19 protein-coding genes are annotated in these 17,426 nt (G+C 38.2%); 4 read left to right on the forward strand and 15 right to left on the reverse strand.

Annotated elements, in window-relative coordinates:
• Positions 1-86 precede the first annotated feature (86 nt).
• The 5 genes from thrB to yutH all read right to left on the reverse strand — a co-directional run bounded on the left by thrB (position 87) and on the right by yutH (position 5,707).
• On the reverse strand, positions 87-1,001 hold the full coding sequence (gene thrB, locus AC0KUU_RS21650) for a homoserine kinase (RefSeq protein WP_162215061.1): 915 nt from the start codon (positions 999-1,001) through the stop codon (positions 87-89).
• Positions 995-2,056, reverse strand: coding sequence for a threonine synthase (gene thrC / locus AC0KUU_RS21655; protein ID WP_025752680.1), 1,062 nt, complete (start codon positions 2,054-2,056; stop codon positions 995-997). Before thrC ends, thrB begins: the two co-directional genes overlap by 7 nt.
• Positions 2,056-3,357: a homoserine dehydrogenase gene (locus AC0KUU_RS21660; RefSeq protein WP_013059628.1), complete on the reverse strand. Its 1,302-nt coding sequence runs from the start codon at positions 3,355-3,357 to the stop codon at positions 2,056-2,058. Before AC0KUU_RS21660 ends, thrC begins: the two co-directional genes overlap by 1 nt.
• Positions 3,358-3,598: 241 nt before the next feature.
• On the reverse strand, positions 3,599-4,588 hold the full coding sequence (locus tag AC0KUU_RS21665) for a 2-hydroxyacid dehydrogenase (protein WP_322552526.1): 990 nt from the start codon (positions 4,586-4,588) through the stop codon (positions 3,599-3,601).
• A gap of 117 nt (positions 4,589-4,705) precedes the next feature.
• A complete protein-coding gene (gene yutH, locus AC0KUU_RS21670) occupies positions 4,706-5,707 on the reverse strand; it encodes a spore coat putative kinase YutH (protein ID WP_013059630.1) in 1,002 nt (333 codons plus the stop codon).
• A gap of 176 nt (positions 5,708-5,883) precedes the next feature.
• Here yutH and AC0KUU_RS21675 point away from each other — a divergent pair, with 176 nt between their 5' ends.
• Positions 5,884-6,384 carry a phosphatidylglycerophosphatase A family protein gene (locus AC0KUU_RS21675; RefSeq protein WP_013059631.1) on the forward strand — a complete coding sequence of 167 codons (501 nt, stop codon included), beginning with the start codon at positions 5,884-5,886 and terminating at the stop codon, positions 6,382-6,384.
• Between the two features lie 36 nt (positions 6,385-6,420).
• On the opposite strand, the gene AC0KUU_RS21680 is transcribed toward AC0KUU_RS21675, so the two are convergent.
• A complete protein-coding gene (locus AC0KUU_RS21680; protein WP_013059632.1) occupies positions 6,421-7,191 on the reverse strand; it encodes a TIGR01457 family HAD-type hydrolase in 771 nt (256 codons plus the stop codon).
• A 74-nt stretch (positions 7,192-7,265) separates the two neighbouring features.
• Positions 7,266-7,703, reverse strand: coding sequence for a DUF86 domain-containing protein (locus AC0KUU_RS21685; RefSeq protein WP_208757463.1), 438 nt, complete (start codon positions 7,701-7,703; stop codon positions 7,266-7,268).
• A 162-nt stretch (positions 7,704-7,865) separates the two neighbouring features.
• On the opposite strand from AC0KUU_RS21685, the gene AC0KUU_RS21690 reads away from it, so the two are divergent.
• Positions 7,866-8,132, forward strand: coding sequence for a DUF3055 domain-containing protein (locus AC0KUU_RS21690; RefSeq protein ID WP_013059634.1), 267 nt, complete (start codon positions 7,866-7,868; stop codon positions 8,130-8,132).
• Positions 8,133-8,180: 48 nt separating this feature from the next.
• Here AC0KUU_RS21690 and AC0KUU_RS21695 read toward each other — a convergent pair whose 3' ends face one another.
• Positions 8,181-8,456, reverse strand: a complete 276-nt coding sequence (locus AC0KUU_RS21695) for a YutD family protein (RefSeq protein WP_013059635.1) — start codon at positions 8,454-8,456, stop codon at positions 8,181-8,183.
• A gap of 196 nt (positions 8,457-8,652) precedes the next feature.
• On the opposite strand from AC0KUU_RS21695, the gene AC0KUU_RS21700 reads away from it, so the two are divergent.
• Positions 8,653-9,294, forward strand: a complete 642-nt coding sequence (locus AC0KUU_RS21700; protein WP_162215064.1) for a YhcN/YlaJ family sporulation lipoprotein — start codon at positions 8,653-8,655, stop codon at positions 9,292-9,294.
• Positions 9,295-9,635: 341 nt separating this feature from the next.
• On the opposite strand, the gene lipA is transcribed toward AC0KUU_RS21700, so the two are convergent.
• The gene (gene lipA / locus AC0KUU_RS21705; protein WP_013059637.1) at positions 9,636-10,535 is read right to left on the reverse strand and encodes a lipoyl synthase; all 900 of its coding nucleotides are present in this window, start codon (positions 10,533-10,535) and stop codon (positions 9,636-9,638) included.
• A gap of 316 nt (positions 10,536-10,851) precedes the next feature.
• Between lipA and AC0KUU_RS21710 the strand changes: the two genes are divergently transcribed.
• A complete protein-coding gene (locus tag AC0KUU_RS21710; protein ID WP_043977245.1) occupies positions 10,852-11,853 on the forward strand; it encodes a M23 family metallopeptidase in 1,002 nt (333 codons plus the stop codon).
• 30 nt (positions 11,854-11,883) lie between these two features.
• Here the strand turns inward: AC0KUU_RS21710 and AC0KUU_RS21715 are convergent, their stop codons facing one another.
• From AC0KUU_RS21715 to sufB, 6 genes are all read right to left on the reverse strand, one after another.
• A complete protein-coding gene (locus tag AC0KUU_RS21715; RefSeq protein ID WP_016765823.1) occupies positions 11,884-12,000 on the reverse strand; it encodes a methionine/alanine import family NSS transporter small subunit in 117 nt (38 codons plus the stop codon).
• A complete protein-coding gene (locus AC0KUU_RS21720) occupies positions 12,000-13,514 on the reverse strand; it encodes a sodium-dependent transporter (RefSeq protein WP_043977246.1) in 1,515 nt (504 codons plus the stop codon). Before AC0KUU_RS21720 ends, AC0KUU_RS21715 begins: the two co-directional genes overlap by 1 nt.
• A gap of 248 nt (positions 13,515-13,762) precedes the next feature.
• Positions 13,763-14,515: a sporulation protein YunB gene (gene yunB / locus AC0KUU_RS21725; protein WP_013085335.1), complete on the reverse strand. Its 753-nt coding sequence runs from the start codon at positions 14,513-14,515 to the stop codon at positions 13,763-13,765.
• An 89-nt stretch (positions 14,516-14,604) separates the two neighbouring features.
• Positions 14,605-14,907: a YunC family protein gene (locus AC0KUU_RS21730; RefSeq protein ID WP_013059641.1), complete on the reverse strand. Its 303-nt coding sequence runs from the start codon at positions 14,905-14,907 to the stop codon at positions 14,605-14,607.
• A gap of 131 nt (positions 14,908-15,038) precedes the next feature.
• Complete coding sequence (locus AC0KUU_RS21735; RefSeq protein WP_013059642.1) at positions 15,039-15,893, reverse strand: DUF72 domain-containing protein; 855 nt, start codon at positions 15,891-15,893, stop codon at positions 15,039-15,041.
• A 102-nt stretch (positions 15,894-15,995) separates the two neighbouring features.
• Complete coding sequence (gene sufB, locus AC0KUU_RS21740; RefSeq protein WP_322552527.1) at positions 15,996-17,393, reverse strand: Fe-S cluster assembly protein SufB; 1,398 nt, start codon at positions 17,391-17,393, stop codon at positions 15,996-15,998.
• Positions 17,394-17,426: the final 33 nt, after the last annotated feature.

A 17,426-nucleotide genomic window follows, 5' to 3' on the forward strand; every position in this document is an offset into this window, starting at 1 on the left:
CTTTGATTTTATTATAAAAGCAACCTCCCATTTTATTGGGGCTTGCGAATGAAAAATCCTCATTCAAATGAATGAGGATTTTTTTATTAACTCGTTGTGACTTCAGCTTCTACAAATACACCTTTGCGGTCAATTTGTAAAACATCTATTTCGCAGCTCGGCAGTAAAGCATACATATGTTCGGCAATCGCTTTGCCTTTTCCTTTTGGTGCTAAACATAATACACTCGGACCGGCTCCACTTAGTGACACACCGTATGCGCCGAGAGCTTTTGCTTCTTTTCGCACAAGAGAAAGCTCTGGCACGAGTCTCATACGATAAGGTTCGTGATATAAATCTTTCTCCATAAATTCGCCTACCAGAGGTAAATCTTTATTTAAAAGGGCTGCTACTAGCATGTTCCCGATTGCCCCAGCTTCTACTGCGTGGCGATAATTAATATCCAAAGGCAGCACATCACGAGCATCGGTTGTTTTTAATTCATATTCTGGAATGGCCATCACGATATCGACATCAAATTCAGGTATTTGAGCAATATATGTTTCATTTTCATGATGGTAACCAACAACGATGCCGCCGTAAATAGACGGGCTGACGTTATCAGGATGTCCTTCCATTAAGCTGCTGATGCGAAGCTTTTCTCTTTTTGATAAACGCAAGTCACACAGTACATTAGCCAGCTCGATTCCAGCTACGATAGCCGATGCGCTGCTTCCAAGTCCCCTTGCTAATGGAATGTTGCTCCAAACATTGACCTTCGCACTTGGAAGGTCAATGTTAAATTGACGAGCCACGTCTTGTGCCACTTCATACATTAAGTTATCTGTACCTGTAGGAATACTTTGCACTTCTTTCGTTTCAGGGATAAAAATCCATTCCTCATGACACTCTACTGTTAATCTTAAGTAGCGAGATAAAGCCACTCCAATGGAATCAAATCCTGGCCCTAAATTAGCAGAGCTAGCTGGGACCGTAATGACAAAACGCTCATTTTCTAGCATGAAGCAACGACACCTTGGATATACTCAAATACCTTTTCTTCATCATTTGGTAAAACCACTGGCTTTACGTTATGAGCATCGATTGCTACGTTTGGATCTTTTAATCCGTTACCTGTTAGTACAGCTACAACCGTTGAACCTTTTGCAATTTTACCAGAAGCTACATCTTTAAACACCCCAGCTATTGAAGCGCAAGAACCTGGCTCTGCAAATACACCTTCTTTGCGTGCAATTGTACGATATGCTTCTAAGATTTGTTCATCTGTTACTTCATCAATTTTCCCGTTTGATTCTTTTGCTGCGTTTACAGCATAATCCCAGCTTGCTGGATTTCCGATTCGAATAGCCGTTGCAATTGTTTCTGGATTTTCGATAACTTGATTACGCACGATCGCCGCTGCACCTTCTGCTTCAAACCCGTGCATGTGAGGAAGAGACGTTTGGTGACGCTCACTGTATTCTTTGAAGCCTTTCCAGTAAGCTGTAATATTTCCTGCATTCCCCACTGGGATAGCTAAAACGTCAGGCGCTTTTCCAAGCTGTTCACAAATCTCGAAAGAAGCTGTTTTTTGCCCTTCAATACGGTATGGGTTTACAGAGTTTACAAGTGCAACCGGTGATGTTTCACTCAGCTTACGAACCATAGAAAGTGCTTGGTCAAAGTTTCCTTCAATTGCTACAATTTCTGCACCATACATAACAGCTTGAGCTAATTTCCCCATCGCAATTTTTCCATTTGGAATAACAACGATACAGCGCATGCCAGCGCGTGATGCATAAGCTGCTGCAGCTGCGGATGTGTTACCTGTAGATGCACAAATAACCGTATTGCTTCCTTCTTCTTTGGCTTTTGCTACAGCCATTACCATTCCGCGGTCTTTAAATGACCCCGTTGGATTTAACCCTTCTACTTTCACATGTAAATCAATGCCTAGCTCTTTTGATAAATGAGCAAGATGAATTAAAGGTGTATTTCCTTCATGTAGTGTAAGCATAGGTGTTTTCTCTGTTACAGGTAAAAACTCTTTATATTCAGCTAATAGACCTTTCCACATCATACTGTGCCAACTCCCTCTACGCGGTAACTGCTTTTTACATTTTCTACAATTGGTAAATCCCGAAGCTGCTGAAGGATTTCCTCATAATCTTTTTGAGATGTTTTGTGTGTAACAACAACAATCTCAGCTAATTCGCTTCCTTTCACAGGAAGTTGAATAATTTTTTCGAAGCTCACGCCACGCTCTGAAAATAGCGTTGTTAATTTTGCAAATGCTCCAACTTGATCTTTAACATGAATACGTAAGAAATGCTTCGAGAACATTTCATCTTCTGCTTTTAACTGTTTTGGATACTGAGGCGTTACCGCACTTTTACCATTCACACCTAAACGCATGTTTTTCATAACACCTACTAAATCTGATACGACAGCAGTGGCAGTTGGCAGGCTTCCTGCCCCCGGTCCATAAAACATCGTTTCTCCAACAGCTTCTCCGTATACATATACAGCATTGTACTCATCGCTTACTGAAGCAAGAGGATGTGTGTCTGCTAAAAGAGTTGGCTGAACACTCACTTCTACATTGTCGCCGTCACGATGTGCATATCCAATCAGTTTCATCGTATAGCCTAATTGTTTACTATATTGCAAGTCTTCTTCCGTTACTTCTGTAATACCTTGAACACGAACATCGTCCAAGTCAATTTTCATTGAAAATCCTAGTGTAGCCAAGATTGCCATTTTGCGAGCAGCATCTAAACCACCTACGTCAGAAGTTGGATCCGCTTCAGCATATCCTAAATCCTGCGCTTCTTTTAACACTTCATCATAAGCGCTTCCTTCTTTTGTCATTTTCGTTAAAATGAAGTTTGTTGTACCATTTACAATTCCCATCATTTTGGTAATACGATCAGATGCTAATCCATCTGCTAATCCACGAAGAATTGGAATACCGCCTGCTACACTTGCTTCATAAAATAAATCACAGTTATTTTCAGAAGCTACTGTTAACAATTCTGAGCCGTAAACTGCCATCAAATCTTTGTTTGCCGTTACAACATGCTTTTTATTACGAAGGGCTGTTAAGATATAGTCTCTTGTTTCTTCAACGCCACCCATTACCTCAATGACAACGTCAATCTCCGCGTTATGTAAAACGTCTTCAACATTCGTTGTTAATTTATCTTCGCTGATTTCTACGTCACGTTTCTTATCAATATCTTTAACTACTACTTTTTTAACTTCTACAGGACACCCGACTTGATGACTTAATTTATCCTGATGATTTTCAATAATTTTGACTACTCCGCTTCCTACCGTTCCTAACCCTAATAATCCTACTGAAATACTTTTTGTCATATTCCTCACCTCTGTGTTCTTTCTACGTATACATTTGTTCTCTTATAGAGGACATTATAGACCTTATTTTTCTTTTTTACAAGGTTTACTTGCCATCTTTTCTCGTAAATTCGTTAAAAAAATTGGTATATAAAGATAAATGTAAATTTTTAAAATATTTCATTTTATTATCATAACATGGCTCCCACTGTTTTTTAACAAAAAAAAGACAATTTCACGGAAATGAAATTGCCTTTTTCTGTTATGATTTTTTCGCAAACGCTTCTTTATTTACAATTGTAATAGGAGACTCGTTTGTAAGTACTGCTTTAATGTTTTTAACACATAAAGAAATCATTTCCGTGCGCGTTTCGATACTCGCACTGCCGATATGAGGAAGAGCTACAACATTAGGCAACTGAAGAAGAGGGTGAGAAGCAGAAATAGGCTCTTGATCGAATACATCCAAGCCAGCTCCAGCAATTTCACCGGATTGAACCGCATGTAACAATGCTTGCTCATCAACCACTGCTCCTCTTGAAGCATTAATAAAAATCGCAGTTGTTTTCATTTGTTCAAATGCTGAAACATTAAATAAATGTTTGGTTTCGTCCGTTAACGGTGTCAAACAAACAACAAAATCAGATCGTTCAAGCAGCTCATTTAACTCACAGTAAACTGCATTGAGCTTTTTTTCTGCTTGAAGGTTGCGGCTTCGATTGTGGTACAAGATTTCCATATCAAAACCTGTAGCACGTTTCGCAAGCGTCTCTCCAATTTTCCCCATTCCAACAATACCTAATGTTTTATGATGAATATCTCTACCCGCTAACAAAAATGGACTCCAGCTTTTCCACTGATTTTCTTTCACATATCCAGCAGCTTCTACTAAACGTCTAGCTACACTCATTAATAAACCAAACGTTAAATCTGCTGTTGTATCAGATAAAACATCGGGGGTATTAGAAACGATAATTCCTCGTTCAGTTGCCGCTTCTACATCAATATTATCGAATCCGACCGCCAAGTTAGCTACAAGCTTTAAATGAGGAGCTTGCGTAAGCAATTCACTGTCAATACGATCTGAAAGCATTGTTAATAGAGCATGTGCGCGCTTAGCTTTTTCACAAAGCAGCTCATGAGGGACTGCCTCATCTGCTTTATCCCACATTTCCACATTCGCTACTGCCTTTAAAGGTTCGATTAATTCATTCGGTATTTTTCTCGTAATAAATACAAACGGCTTGTCCATATGTACGCCACCTCTTTATCCTTTTTAAACTGCATGCACAAAAACAAAATAGAAAAACAGGTTTGGATTATCCAACACCTATTTTTCTATTTTATCATATTCTATAGTAATCGCTTTTTAATGAATCCATGTTAATTCAGGAATGTGATAACGAGACGTTGAAATACCCACCGACTGGTAAAAGCGCTTCAGAAAAGCTTCGTAGTGAGAAGAATGAGCTAATACTCCTTCCAGCTTCTCATAATACTTTTGTTTTTGCCTCTCATCTTGTACACTGTAATACCCTTCAATGACCTCAAAATAATGAACGGGAAAAAGAAGTCTAGCATATAACAGTCTCCATGAAAAAGAAGAAAGCGGATTTACCTTTTCATATTCACTTAAAAACTGATGCATGTGCCTTTCATCGACAGCGTATGTTAATAAATATTGTTCCCTTATATATTCAGCTATATCTCTGCTCGGATGATCGAAGACCCAATCTGCTGGGAGCTTGTAAACGTAGTCTTCCCCCCATGTTTTTTGCCCGAACCGATGATGACAAATCGTCGCAGCGTCAACTGAACGAGGCAAATCATCAATTTCCGTGTCTACTAGGTATTGAATAGCATTTTCCGTTAATCCTAGGTAATAAGGAAAAGTTTCTAAAAAACGTTTTTCCATCTCTTGATTAGGCAAAGCACGTAATCTTCCATACCAAAATTGCTCCATCTGGTCGAGACGCTTCTCCCACATGGACTTCCATTGCCCTAGCCGGTTTGCTTTTTCCACTTCATAAGGAAACAGTCTCCCTTTTTGATGAAAAACAGCTAGCTCGTGCCCAGGTGAAAAGTTGGGGTTTTTCTCTTCCGCAAGACAGCGGCAAATGATAAATTTTTCAGTTTCAGTTTCTGTAATCATTTCACCATTCAAATTAGGCATAAATGTTGCCACATGGCGATCACCTTGGCCCATCAGAAATTGACTCATTTGATATAGTTCATTTAACTCGTCTTGTTCCATTTGTTTTACATTAATGATTGTATATAAAATATCTCGATACTGAAAACCTTCAAATTTACCTACGGGCATAAATTCATTTGGACGTAATCCGTAATGCTCATAAATGGTTTGTATCATTTTAATCCCTCTCTTCATTCATTCAAGAAATTATATGATGGAAAACAACATTACTTGTCATAATATTTACGGAGGAATGAATAGATTAGAAATACACCATTTATAGTTATTTACTCCGGGTTAGTAGTATGAAACAACTTTAGACTTAAAAATATATAGAAAACAGGTGATGATACTTGGAGAAAAAACATACACAAAGTGAGTTAGAAAAAAAAGCAAGAGAATGGTTAATAGAACGCGGCGTGGCTCTTACAGACATTGCTGAACTGGTCTATTACTTGCAAAAAAAGTATCACCCAAACTTAACAATCGAAGACTGTTTATATAACGTTGAGCGCGTCATTTCTAAACGAGAAGTTCAAAATGCTATTTTAACGGGTATTCAACTAGACGTCCTCACAGAAAAAAAAGTGATTGAGCCGCCTCTGTTGGATATTCTTGAGAAAGACGAAGGTTTATACGGTATCGACGAGATTTTAGCATTATCGATTGTAAATGTGTACGGATCAATCGGCTTTACCAATTACGGGTATATTGATAAACAAAAGCCGGGTATTCTAGAACGATTAAACGATAAATCGACTGGAGAGTGCCACACTTTCTTAGATGATTTAGTAGGCGCAATTGCCGCCGCTGCTTCTAGCCGGTTAGCGCATCGGGCTGCCAGTCAAGAATAGGTTAAAAAACAAAAAAAGCTGTCAATTGACAGCTTTTTAAATTCGCTCCATCCACTCTTTTAGTGAATCTACCGTATATGTTGGCTTTTTCTCATATCCTTCTAGTAACTCTCTTGTTGTTACACCTGTATGGACTAATAATGTATCTAAGCCTGCATTCATCCCTGCTAAAATATCTGTATCATAGTAATCACCAATCATGATTGTTTCTTCTTTTGGCGTACCGATGACTTCAAGGGCTTGCTCCATAATAATACTTTCTGGTTTGCCAATAAATACTGGATTTGTTTGAGTAGAAACCGTAATAACAGACGTGATAGATCCATTACCGGGCAGTAAGCCTCTTTCAGTAGGAATCGCAATATCTCCGTTCGTTGAAACAAAAAAGGCGCCGTTTCGAACGTTTAAACATGCTTTTGCTAATTTTTCATATGTAATTTCTTGATCTAAACCAACAACTACAAAATCCGTATCTTCCTCTTCAATGGTAAATCCTTTTTCAAGCAGCGCATGTCGGATTCCTTCTCCACCAATTACATAAGCTGAAGCGTTTGCTTTGCGTTCGTGTAAATAATTAGCTGTTGCCTGGCTCGTTGTAAAAACTTGCTCTTCTGTTGCAGGAATGCCAAATGCCTCTAGCTTTTCAGCTACTTTATCAGGCGTTTTTGTTGAGTTGTTTGTTACAAATAAATAAGGAATTCCTTTTTCCTTTAATTTAATAACAAAATCACGCGCCTCGGCAATTAGCTCTGTTCCTTTGTACATTGTTCCGTCTAAATCAATCAAATATCCTTTATATTCCTTCATGTTGTGTGATCTCCTTTCAAGTCTCATACTTGAAATCATAGCTTATTTTTTATACAACTACAACTTGCTTGCCTTTAGTTACGAAAAGCAGACACAGGCCCTAACTCTGTCTCTAGATATGTCCTTACGCGCTCTGAAAATGCTGCCAGTACGTCTTTATGCTGCATCACTTTTTGATAAATATCCTGATGATTAACATCCACATATTCTTGAACAACGCTTTTACGCAATTGAACGATCTCTTTTAATGGCGTTTCTTCCTCTTTTTTAACCACTTTCTCGTCAACTAAAATGTCAATGATATCGTCGTAACTGCCTGGATCTCTCATAATAAACCCATCAATCATTGCATTTCCTACATCTAAAACGTTTTCAATTAAAAGGTGTACAATTCTCTCTAATGCTTTTTTCTCTATTTCTGTGTTCCAGCTCGAATGCTCAGTAAACAAGCGAACATGTTCATCAAAAAAAACAAGCGTGGCTTCTATTTTTTCACGATCTACAAAGTACATATTATTTCCTCCCTAGTTGTCAGCTCTCTATAAATCTTTTTTCATAAACAAACGGGGTTCCTGTTCTATTTTATCATGACCCATTATCCATTTGATAAATTCATTTTTGTTTTTGACCTTATTTGATATGATACAAATACAACCTATGAAAGGAGTATACCTATGAGCGAACGCTTTTATCTATATGACGATGTTGTATCTACAAAGACCCGGTTTGTCAGCTTTATGGGCGAAAATCAACGATTTGATTTAGCTATTATCCAAACCGACCGTTATTATGGCAAACAAGTTGTTCTTGATATTCAAGGAGGACGCTTTGCCATCATTGGACAAGATGACCTTGAAGAACCAAACTATCTTGAAGAAGTATTTAAATTAAACAGTGAAGACGGTCAGGAACTTCGCGAATTTTTATATGAAATCATCTAAAAAAAAAGGCAGCGTGAAGGACAATTAGTGTCTTCGGCTTGCCTTTTTTTACTTATGGACTTTTTTTAAGACAAAATACGCACAGCCAAAATTACAATATTCATGTAAATAGTCTTGAAGCGTACTAATCTTCGTATCATACGTTGCCTTTTGATTTCGGTCATCAAAAAAGCCTCGCAGTCGAAGCTGATTGTATCCCCAATCTCCCACAATATAGTCATAGCGGCTCAGCACATCAATAAAGCGACCTCTAAATGCCTCTTCATTAAATGCCTCACGCTCATCTTTTAATACTTCATAACAAATATTATTGATACAGACCATTGCTCACACCTCTTCTCTTAAAATTTACCATACCATAATTATGATGATGAAACCATCAATTAACATGAAATTTTTCACGTATAAGCAGCACTCTAATCCTGTAGGAGTTTTATCGGTATACCTACTGATCTTTTATGCTCCACATGAAGGTTCGCCGGTTTACCTGGCGTACGATATTTAACTACAGGAGGTGGAAATGGTGAAGAAATCTATTCTTGGAATCGCTTTGATAACAAGTATTTTAACCATTGGCTGTCAAAATAAAAACACAGCTGAAAATGAAAATTTATCACCAAACAACCCAGATGCCATTAATGTAAACGAGCCTAATCATTATTATAATCCAAATAATAATGGCGGCACAAATTATGGATATGTCCGATACACTAAAAACACAAATGAGCAAAATTCCAATATGAACCAAGTAGGAACATTTAATCGAGAAGAAGCAGCCGACAATATTAGTAAACTGAGCACCGCTATCCCAAATATTAAACAAGCCGCTACGCTAGTAACGGATAAAGATGTGCTTGTTGCTTATAAAACAGATGCTAAAAATAGGAATAACGCAGCCGATCAGGTAAAACGTACAGCTATGTCTGTAGTCCCTCGTTATTATCATGTATACGTCTCAGATAATCCGAAACATATGGACCAAATCGAAAATATCAGTGAAATGAATACACAAACAAATGATGCTAGAAAACGAATCGATGCCGTTATTCAACAAATGCTAAAATCTCCCCAAGGGCGTAACATGAACAGCGGAGAAGATGCAAATGGAAGAGAGAAAAACGAATTGAATGAACCGATGACGGACAAAGATATGGTGGAATAAACAAAAAAGTTGAGGCGTAACTAAAAGAATGTAATCGAAAGACGAAGAAATGAGACACATGAGCTGAACCGCTTGTGACACAGCAGTTGATTTCCGTGCAAGGCTTCGCTTTCCGCGGGCGGCCGCTGAGCCTCCTCGTCGCTTGCGCTCCTGTGGGGTCTCACCTGTTCCGCTGTTCCCGCAGGAGTCTTCGCCTTGCCCTCCAATCAACTGCTAGAAGGAACAAAACAGATAAATTTTACGTTAACCGTAACAAAAAAACGAACCACTAATCAAACAGTTTGATTAGTGGTTCGTTTTTCACTTCGGCTAAACTACTTTTGTTCCAGCCTCTTTTTACCTTATTTACTTTCTTGTGCTTTGTTTTTTGCAGCAGCGTTAACTTGCTCATCTGCATGGTAAGAAGAACGTACAAGAGGACCTGCTTCAACATGGCTGAATCCTTTTGATAATGCAATTTCTTTTAGCTCTTCAAATTCATTTGGATGGTAATATTTTTGAACTTTTATGTGCTTTTTAGTTGGCTGTAGATATTGGCCTAGCGTCATAATATCTACATTATTTGCACGCAAATCATCCATCGTTTCAATAATTTCTTCTTTTGTTTCTCCTAGACCAAGCATGATACTTGATTTCGTAGGGATATCCGGCTGCATTTCTTTTGCACGGCGAAGGAACTCAAGAGAACGCTCATATTTAGCACGAGCACGAACACGAGGCGTAAGGCTGCGCACTGTTTCAATATTATGATTTAAAATATCAGGACGCGCGTCCATTACAATACGTAAATTCTCTTCCACACCGCCCATATCAGAAGGCAATACTTCAATTGTTGTGAATGGATTTTTACGACGAATCGCACGAATTGTTTCAGCTAATACGCTTGCTCCTCCGTCTTTTAAATCATCGCGAGCTACTACTGTAATAACCGCATGTTTTAAGTTCATTAGCTGAACAGAATCCGCTACGCGTTCTGGCTCTTCTAAATCTAATTCTGTTGGTAAACCTGTCTTAACCGCGCAAAAACGACAGGCACGTGTACATACTTCTCCCAAAATCATAAAAGTTGCCGTACGACGAACAGCCCAACACTCATGAATATTCGGACATCTTGCTTCTTCACAAACTGTATGAAGGTTTTTCTCACGCATCATTTTCTTTAAGCCTGTGTAATTTTCGTTTGTGTTTAGCTTAATCTTCAGCCACTCGGGTTTGCGGACATGCTCTTCTTTTGTTGCCATATTATCAACTCCACCAATCTAGAAAATGTCTATAACCTATATGCTTAATTTTAACTACATATTAAAAACATAACTATATGTCACTTTATCATAAAAAAGTGAGATTCGACAAGTTGTCTGCTCTTTATTTTCCTCAGTTTTCTTCTATTTCCCATTCAAATGTGTGCGTTTTCATCCTCCGTATAATTTCCATTTATCTTCTGAATAAAATTCTTTAAAAAAGTTTTGAAGCGATTTCCATTAATTAATATTTATGAAATCTTTTTTCTCGCTGCAAACTAGTATTACACACTATCTTTAGAAAGGGGGAAACACGATGCGCAAAACGATTATCTTACTTTTTATGTTCATGTCTATATTCACAGGATGGCACCATGTAATAGCTGAATCTTCAGCAGATCAAGAAAAAATGCTTATTCAAAAGAGATTAGAGCTGTATAAACAAATGGAAGCCGCTACTACAATTCCTTGGTACTACTTTGCTGGGATTGACCAGTATGAACGAAATATTCGACGCTCTCATAAAGATATTCCAAGAGAAAAAGGCGCGATCGCCATTTATTATCCTCCAGAAAAATGGTCAGGTTCTTTAAATCCAAATTTGGAAGATACAAACCCACTTACTATTTCTCTGCTCGGGGGAATGGGCAAAGATGGGAACGGAGACAAAAAAGCAGACCAATTTAATGATGAAGATATGCTTTTTACAATGGCAGATTATATTCGGACGTTCGGGGTGTCCGAAGACTATATTAAAATTGCGCTTTGGAACTATTATCACCGGGCTAAAGCAGTTGATATTATTTTAGGGAATGCCAAAATTTTTCGCCATTACGGTCGGATTGATTTAAAAGGTTCTTCATTTCCGGTGCCTCTCCGTGCGAACTACAGTTATCGAAGTACATGGGGAGATGCGCGCGGCTGGGGTGGCAAACGAATTCATGAAGGAACAGACATTTTTGCAGATTACGGAGTTCCAGTAAAATCCCCTTGCTATGGCATTATTGAGCTTAAAGGATGGAATAAATATGGAGGCTGGCGAATCGGTATTCGTGACCTTCATAATAACTATCACTATTTAGCTCATTTAAGCGGATTTGCAAAAAATTTAAAAGTAGGACAAATTGTAGAACCAGGAACGCTCATTGGCGGAGTAGGAAGTTCCGGTTATGGACCTCCTGGGACTTCTGGGAAATTCCCTCCTCACTTGCATTATGGAATGTATAAAGATAACGGCAAAAATGAGTGGTCGTTTGACCCATATCCTCAGTTAAGAACGTGGGAAAGAAATGATCGTTTAGAACTAAAGAAAAAATAAAAAAACAGGAAGCCGACGCTTCCTGTTTTTTTATCCTGACGCTTTGCTTTCTTTTGCTTTTTTCACAGCATGAGCAATACTCGCGGCCAAGCCGCCCCATATGATGACCATTCCTACAACCATCATTGTAATTGAACTTCCATCCATTATTTAGAAACCCCCTTCTCTTTAACTGACAAACGGATCGTCCCATCTTTCCATCGTGCAAAAGAGAAAACAATTCCTAAAATAACAGCCAGAGCTGCCACGCCCCAACCAAAAGGACCTACAAAAGTCGTTGCATACTGCTCGTAATTTTCCGAAATATTTTTCCGGAAGTTATCAAACATCATATACCCAAGTACAAGTGGTGTAACGACTCCTAAACATATCTTCCACCATGATCCGATTCGGATATCAGAGACTTCATTTGCATGCTGCTGAAGGCTGCTCAGCTTTTTAAATACCCAAGCAACTAATACAACTTCTACTAAGCCTGCTAAAGCAACTCCGAAGTTATTAATGAAATAGTCGACCACATCTAAGAAATAAAGTCCGCCTTGTGTTGCAAATAACAGCGAGCAAATTGAAGCGATTCCTCCGCCTATTAATACAGCTTTTGTACGTGAGATAGTAAATTTATCTTGAATGCCTGCTACAAAGGTTTCAATAATTGAAATAAGCGACGTTAATCCTGCTAATGTTAAGGAAGCAAAGAATAACATTCCAAACAGCTGTTTAAAGGCCGGAAATTCATTAATAATTTGCGGGAAAACAACAAAGGCTAGTCCTACCCCTCCCTGAACCACCTTATCGATTGGGATACCTTGCTGAGTAGCCATAAAACCAAGTGCGCTAAACACACCGATTCCTGCTAGTAATTCAAAAGCGGAATTACCGAATCCAGTAATAAACGCATTATTAGTTAAATCAGATTTTTTTGGAAGGTAACTGGAATAAGTGATCATAATAGCAAAACCAACAGATAAACTAAAGAAAATCTGACCATATGCCGCAATCCAAACCTTTCCATCTCCAATTGCGCTCCAGTTTGGTTTAAAGAAAGCGTGCAGACCTTCCATTGCTCCGTCCAATGTTACTGCTCGAATAACGATGATTAAAAATAGAACAATTAGTGTTGGTAAAAAGATTTTGTTTGCCGCTTCAATTCCTTTTTTGATTCCTTTTAATAACACACCTAACGTGACAATCCATACAAGTACAAGCGGAATTAAAACATGTAATACGATGCTTCCTGTTTGTCCTGGTGCTTCAGCTAACTTTAAGTAATCTCCATATAGAAACGCTTCCGTATCCTTTCCCCAGCTTAACTTAAATGAAAAGATAAAATACGACATCGCCCACGCGATAATAACGGAATAGTAAACTGAAATAAAAAAGGAAATAGCTACTTGCCACCAGCCTAGCCACTCAGCCTTTGGACTTAGTCTCGCTAATGATAAAGGAGAAGAACCTTTATATTTATGACCTATAGCAAACTCCATGATTAAAATAGGAATTCCTGCCGTCAACAAAGCAAATAAATAGGGAAGAAAAAATGCTCCTCCTCCGTTTTCATATGCAGTAGCTGGAAACCTCCATATATTCCCTAGTCCAATTGCTGAACCTGCTGCTGCTAAAATAAACCCTGCTCTTGATCCCCACTGCGGCCTATTTTCCACTGTAATTCCCCCTCTTGTTCTCTCCCTACTCTCTTTTTATCGTAGATCACCGAGAATTTTTATAATTTTTAGATTATTCTTTCTATAACTTCCTATCTCAAATTATAGAAGGGAGAAGATAGTATGTCAAAATATTTTTTATAGAAAATTCAGACAAATTTTCTAATGAATAAAAGCAAGTATGAAAGTCTTTTTGAACTTCCGCACCTGCTTTTTTAATAATACTTTATCACGTTAATATAATATTGTTAATTTTTCTTCGGAAGTTCAATCGCCGGAGAAGACGAGTTTCCACCGTTAAAATAGTCAGGAACGTTTCCAGGAATAACGGTGCCTCCGACCGGGATTGTAGCCGTAACGGTTGTTTTTTTAGTTGCAAATGGGATAATGATTTGCATGTTTACTTTTACTTTGATAGATACTTCAAGAAACGCATTATTTATTCCATACTCTTCGATTTTTCGCACTACGTCTGTTTGAACGTCACCAATAGCATGAAATTTAACCGGAATCAGCGGACCTAGATTTCCAAGCAGCGCATTATTAGTCGCTTGCCCAAGCGGAACTTGGTATACAATTCCTTGATTCCGCAACTTTTCACTTTTTTCAATACGAATATCTGTTGGAAGTTCAAGTGCATCTAAATTCCCTTTCTCTGCTTCTTTTAAGTTAGCCTGGACAAATGACGTAGTTTGAGCTCTGACCCGATTTACAAGCGCTGTGTCAATTTTGGCTACTTGACCGTTAGGTGTGGATTCCACTTTAATAACATCTACGTCCAGTTGATCAAGTACCTGTTTATTCACCGCTTTATTAATAACTAAAGTTGCAATCTCTTTTGTTTGTGCTTCAGCATATTTCATTAACGTCGGTTCAATCCCTCTATTAATTAGCCATAATCCTACCCCTGTGGAAAGCATAAAAAAAAGAAAGGTGAGCAACAGAACGTAGCGAAAAGGAAGCGGGCCTTTTCTTGTTAATTTCCGACGAAGTTTAACCAAAAAAAATCCCTCCTTACAAGCTATATGTATGCATGTATAAGGAGGTTCACGCTTCTTTTAAAAAGTTTTATCTTAAATTTTCCACTATATTAAAGCATTTTCAATAAAGCATCTTTACCAATTGTCCCTTTAAAAATCCCTCTTTTTTCAGCTTCAAGCGTTACAGATTCAAGAGGCGCTTCAAGAAGCTGCTCAATTGTACGTACACCTACAGCTCTTCCAGCTATTATTTGACGATCAGCTAATTTATCATTTAATAGACCTACGTCTAGTGCTCCGCACATAATGTACCCTTTATCTGATGAGATTGTTAACAGAGTTGTTTTTGGCAGCAATACGGTAACTGCATTAAACGTATGACCTTCAATTACGATAGGCGCTAAGGTAATCATAGTAACTCACTCCTTTCTTAATCAATTTATGATTTTGAAAGAAAAAAGTGAGGTTTTACATATACTTTTCTACCTATTTGACGTTTATATTCCTTCTTCCTTATTTATATAAACTTTTATAGGACTCAGTTCTAAAATTCATTAAAAAAATCTAATTGTTTAGGAGCTAAATTCTCATATTCAATATTTAATAAACTCATGAGCTGTTTGGCATTATGTACAGCATCTCCGCCCGAGTTATTATTAAATAACAGGTAAATGTCCTTCGTTTGTTTTTGTAGCTTTTCAAGCCGTTCTTTCCACTCTAGGAGCTCTTTTTCATTGTAACGATACAAAAACCTTACTGCTCGCCAATTGCCTTCTGCGGGCTTATTCCAACCGTGTACGTTTCGTCCGTGAAAACGGATAAGTGTTTTCTGTTTATCTGTAGCATGAATCACAATAGGAATAGAGCCTTCTCCTGCCTGCGGTTCATCACAAATACCGTGAATCCACTTCTCTTGTTCCATAAACGTCAGCGTTTTATCGTAGAAAAATGGCTTAAACCAAGATTGATTTCGAAACTCAAGCGCTACTGGCAAATCGCCAAACTTCTCGCGGCTATATCTCAAATAGGCTACATTTTCTTTTGTACAGTCAAACCAGGGTGGCATTTGAAATAAAATCATACCAAGCTTATTCGATGTTACGTAAGGCTTCACTGATTCTAAAAACGCATGAAACATTTCTTCTTTGCTATCAAACGGATTTCCTTCTCTCATATGGCCTGTCATACCTTGATAGGCTTTTACCACAAAACGAAAAGATTCCGGTGTATCGTTCACCCATTTTTCTACATTTGATGTTGGTTGAATTGCATAAAAAGATGAATCGACTTCAACAATTGGAAAATGGCCTGCATATACGGCAAGCTTGTCTCTTGATGAAACCCCCGCTTCATATAATGAATCATGATCTCCCCAGCCTGTAACTCCAATATAAATCATGCCACTCCTCCTCTATGTTCTTAGCTTCGCTTTTCTTTATTTTAATACAAACGATACAAAAAAACTCGTTTGCATAAACAGCAAACGAGTTTTGATCTATTATTAACCGATTGAACCTTCCATTTCAAATTTGATTAGACGGTTCATTTCTACTGCATATTCCATTGGAAGCTCTTTTGTAAATGGCTCAATAAAGCCCATTACAATCATTTCTGTTGCTTCTTCTTCAGAAATACCGCGGCTCATTAGATAGAATAATTGTTCTTCAGATACTTTCGATACCTTCGCTTCATGCTCAAGTGAGATGTTGTCATTTAAAATCTCATTGTACGGAATTGTATCAGAAGTTGATTGATTATCCATAATCAGCGTATCACACTCAATGTTCGCACGTGCACCTTCTGCTCTACGGCCGAAGTGTACGATACCGCGGTATGTTACTTTACCGCCTTGTTTTGAAATTGATTTTGATACGATCGTTGAAGATGTGTTCGGTGCTAAGTGAATCATTTTTGCACCAGCATCTTGGTGCTGTCCTTTACCAGCAAGGGCAATAGATAATGTCATACCACGTGCACCTTCACCTTTTAAGATAACAGCTGGATATTTCATTGTTAACTTAGAACCGATGTTTCCATCAATCCATTCCATTGTTGCATTTGCTTCACAAACCGCGCGTTTTGTTACAAGGTTGTATACGTTGTTCGCCCAGTTTTGAATTGTTGTATAGCGGCAATACGCATCTTTTTTGATGATGATCTCTACAACGGCACTGTGAAGAGAGTTTGTTGTATAAACAGGTGCTGTACAGCCCTCTACATAGTGAACGTGTGAGCCTTCATCAGCAATAATTAACGTACGCTCAAACTGTCCCATATTTTCAGAGTTAATACGGAAATAAGCTTGTAATGGTGTATCTACTTTTACGCCTTTTGGTACGTAAATGAATGATCCACCAGACCAAACCGCCGAGTTAAGTGCAGAGAATTTGTTATCCGTTGGCGGGATAACTTTTCCAAAATGCTCACGGAAAATATCTTCGTTTTCTTTTAGCGCCGTATCCGTATCTTTAAATACGATACCTTGTGCTTCAAGATCTTCTTTCATATTGTGATAAACAACTTCAGATTCGTACTGAGCTGATACACCCGCAAGATACTTTTGCTCTGCTTCAGGAATACCTAGTTTATCAAACGTTTGTTTAATTTCTTCAGGAACTTCATCCCAAGAGCGTTCAGACTTCTCAGATGGTTTTACGTAGTACGTAATTTCATCAAAGTCTAAGCTTGCCATGTCTCCGCCCCACTGTGGCATTGGCATGTTGTAGAAGTGCTCTAGAGATTTCAAACGGAAGTCAAGCATCCATTGTGGTTCCTCTTTCATACGAGAAATTTCTTCTACGATTTCTTTCGTTAAACCGCGTTTTGAGCGGAAAATTGATACGTCTTTATCGGAAAATCCATATTTATAATCGCCGATTTCTGGCATTTTTTTAGCCATCTTTTATTACCCCCTACTTGATAGGATTGGGAA

Source organism: Priestia sp. ST2 (assembly GCF_055810735.1).

Excerpts from the sequence above, each read along its gene's own strand:
- thrB (WP_162215061.1), bottom strand. The coding sequence starts at position 1,001 with ATGCTAGAAAATGAGCGTTTTGTCATTACGGTCCCAGCTAGCTCTGCT.
- thrC (WP_025752680.1), bottom strand. The coding sequence starts at position 2,056 with ATGTGGAAAGGTCTATTAGCTGAATATAAAGAGTTTTTACCTGTAACA.
- AC0KUU_RS21660 (WP_013059628.1), bottom strand. The coding sequence starts at position 3,357 with ATGACAAAAAGTATTTCAGTAGGATTATTAGGGTTAGGAACGGTAGGA.
- AC0KUU_RS21665 (WP_322552526.1), bottom strand. The coding sequence starts at position 4,588 with ATGGACAAGCCGTTTGTATTTATTACGAGAAAAATACCGAATGAATTA.
- yutH (WP_013059630.1), bottom strand. The coding sequence starts at position 5,707 with ATGATACAAACCATTTATGAGCATTACGGATTACGTCCAAATGAATTT.
- AC0KUU_RS21680 (WP_013059632.1), bottom strand. The coding sequence starts at position 7,191 with ATGAAGGAATATAAAGGATATTTGATTGATTTAGACGGAACAATGTAC.
- AC0KUU_RS21685 (WP_208757463.1), bottom strand. The coding sequence starts at position 7,703 with ATGTACTTTGTAGATCGTGAAAAAATAGAAGCCACGCTTGTTTTTTTT.
- AC0KUU_RS21690 (WP_013059634.1), top strand. The coding sequence starts at position 7,866 with ATGAGCGAACGCTTTTATCTATATGACGATGTTGTATCTACAAAGACC.
- AC0KUU_RS21695 (WP_013059635.1), bottom strand. The coding sequence starts at position 8,456 with ATGGTCTGTATCAATAATATTTGTTATGAAGTATTAAAAGATGAGCGT.
- AC0KUU_RS21700 (WP_162215064.1), top strand. The coding sequence starts at position 8,653 with ATGGTGAAGAAATCTATTCTTGGAATCGCTTTGATAACAAGTATTTTA.
- lipA (WP_013059637.1), bottom strand. The coding sequence starts at position 10,535 with ATGGCAACAAAAGAAGAGCATGTCCGCAAACCCGAGTGGCTGAAGATT.
- AC0KUU_RS21710 (WP_043977245.1), top strand. The coding sequence starts at position 10,852 with ATGCGCAAAACGATTATCTTACTTTTTATGTTCATGTCTATATTCACA.
- AC0KUU_RS21715 (WP_016765823.1), bottom strand. The coding sequence starts at position 12,000 with ATGGATGGAAGTTCAATTACAATGATGGTTGTAGGAATGGTCATCATA.
- AC0KUU_RS21730 (WP_013059641.1), bottom strand. The coding sequence starts at position 14,907 with ATGATTACCTTAGCGCCTATCGTAATTGAAGGTCATACGTTTAATGCA.
- AC0KUU_RS21735 (WP_013059642.1), bottom strand. The coding sequence starts at position 15,893 with ATGATTTATATTGGAGTTACAGGCTGGGGAGATCATGATTCATTATAT.
- sufB (WP_322552527.1), bottom strand. The coding sequence starts at position 17,393 with ATGGCTAAAAAAATGCCAGAAATCGGCGATTATAAATATGGATTTTCC.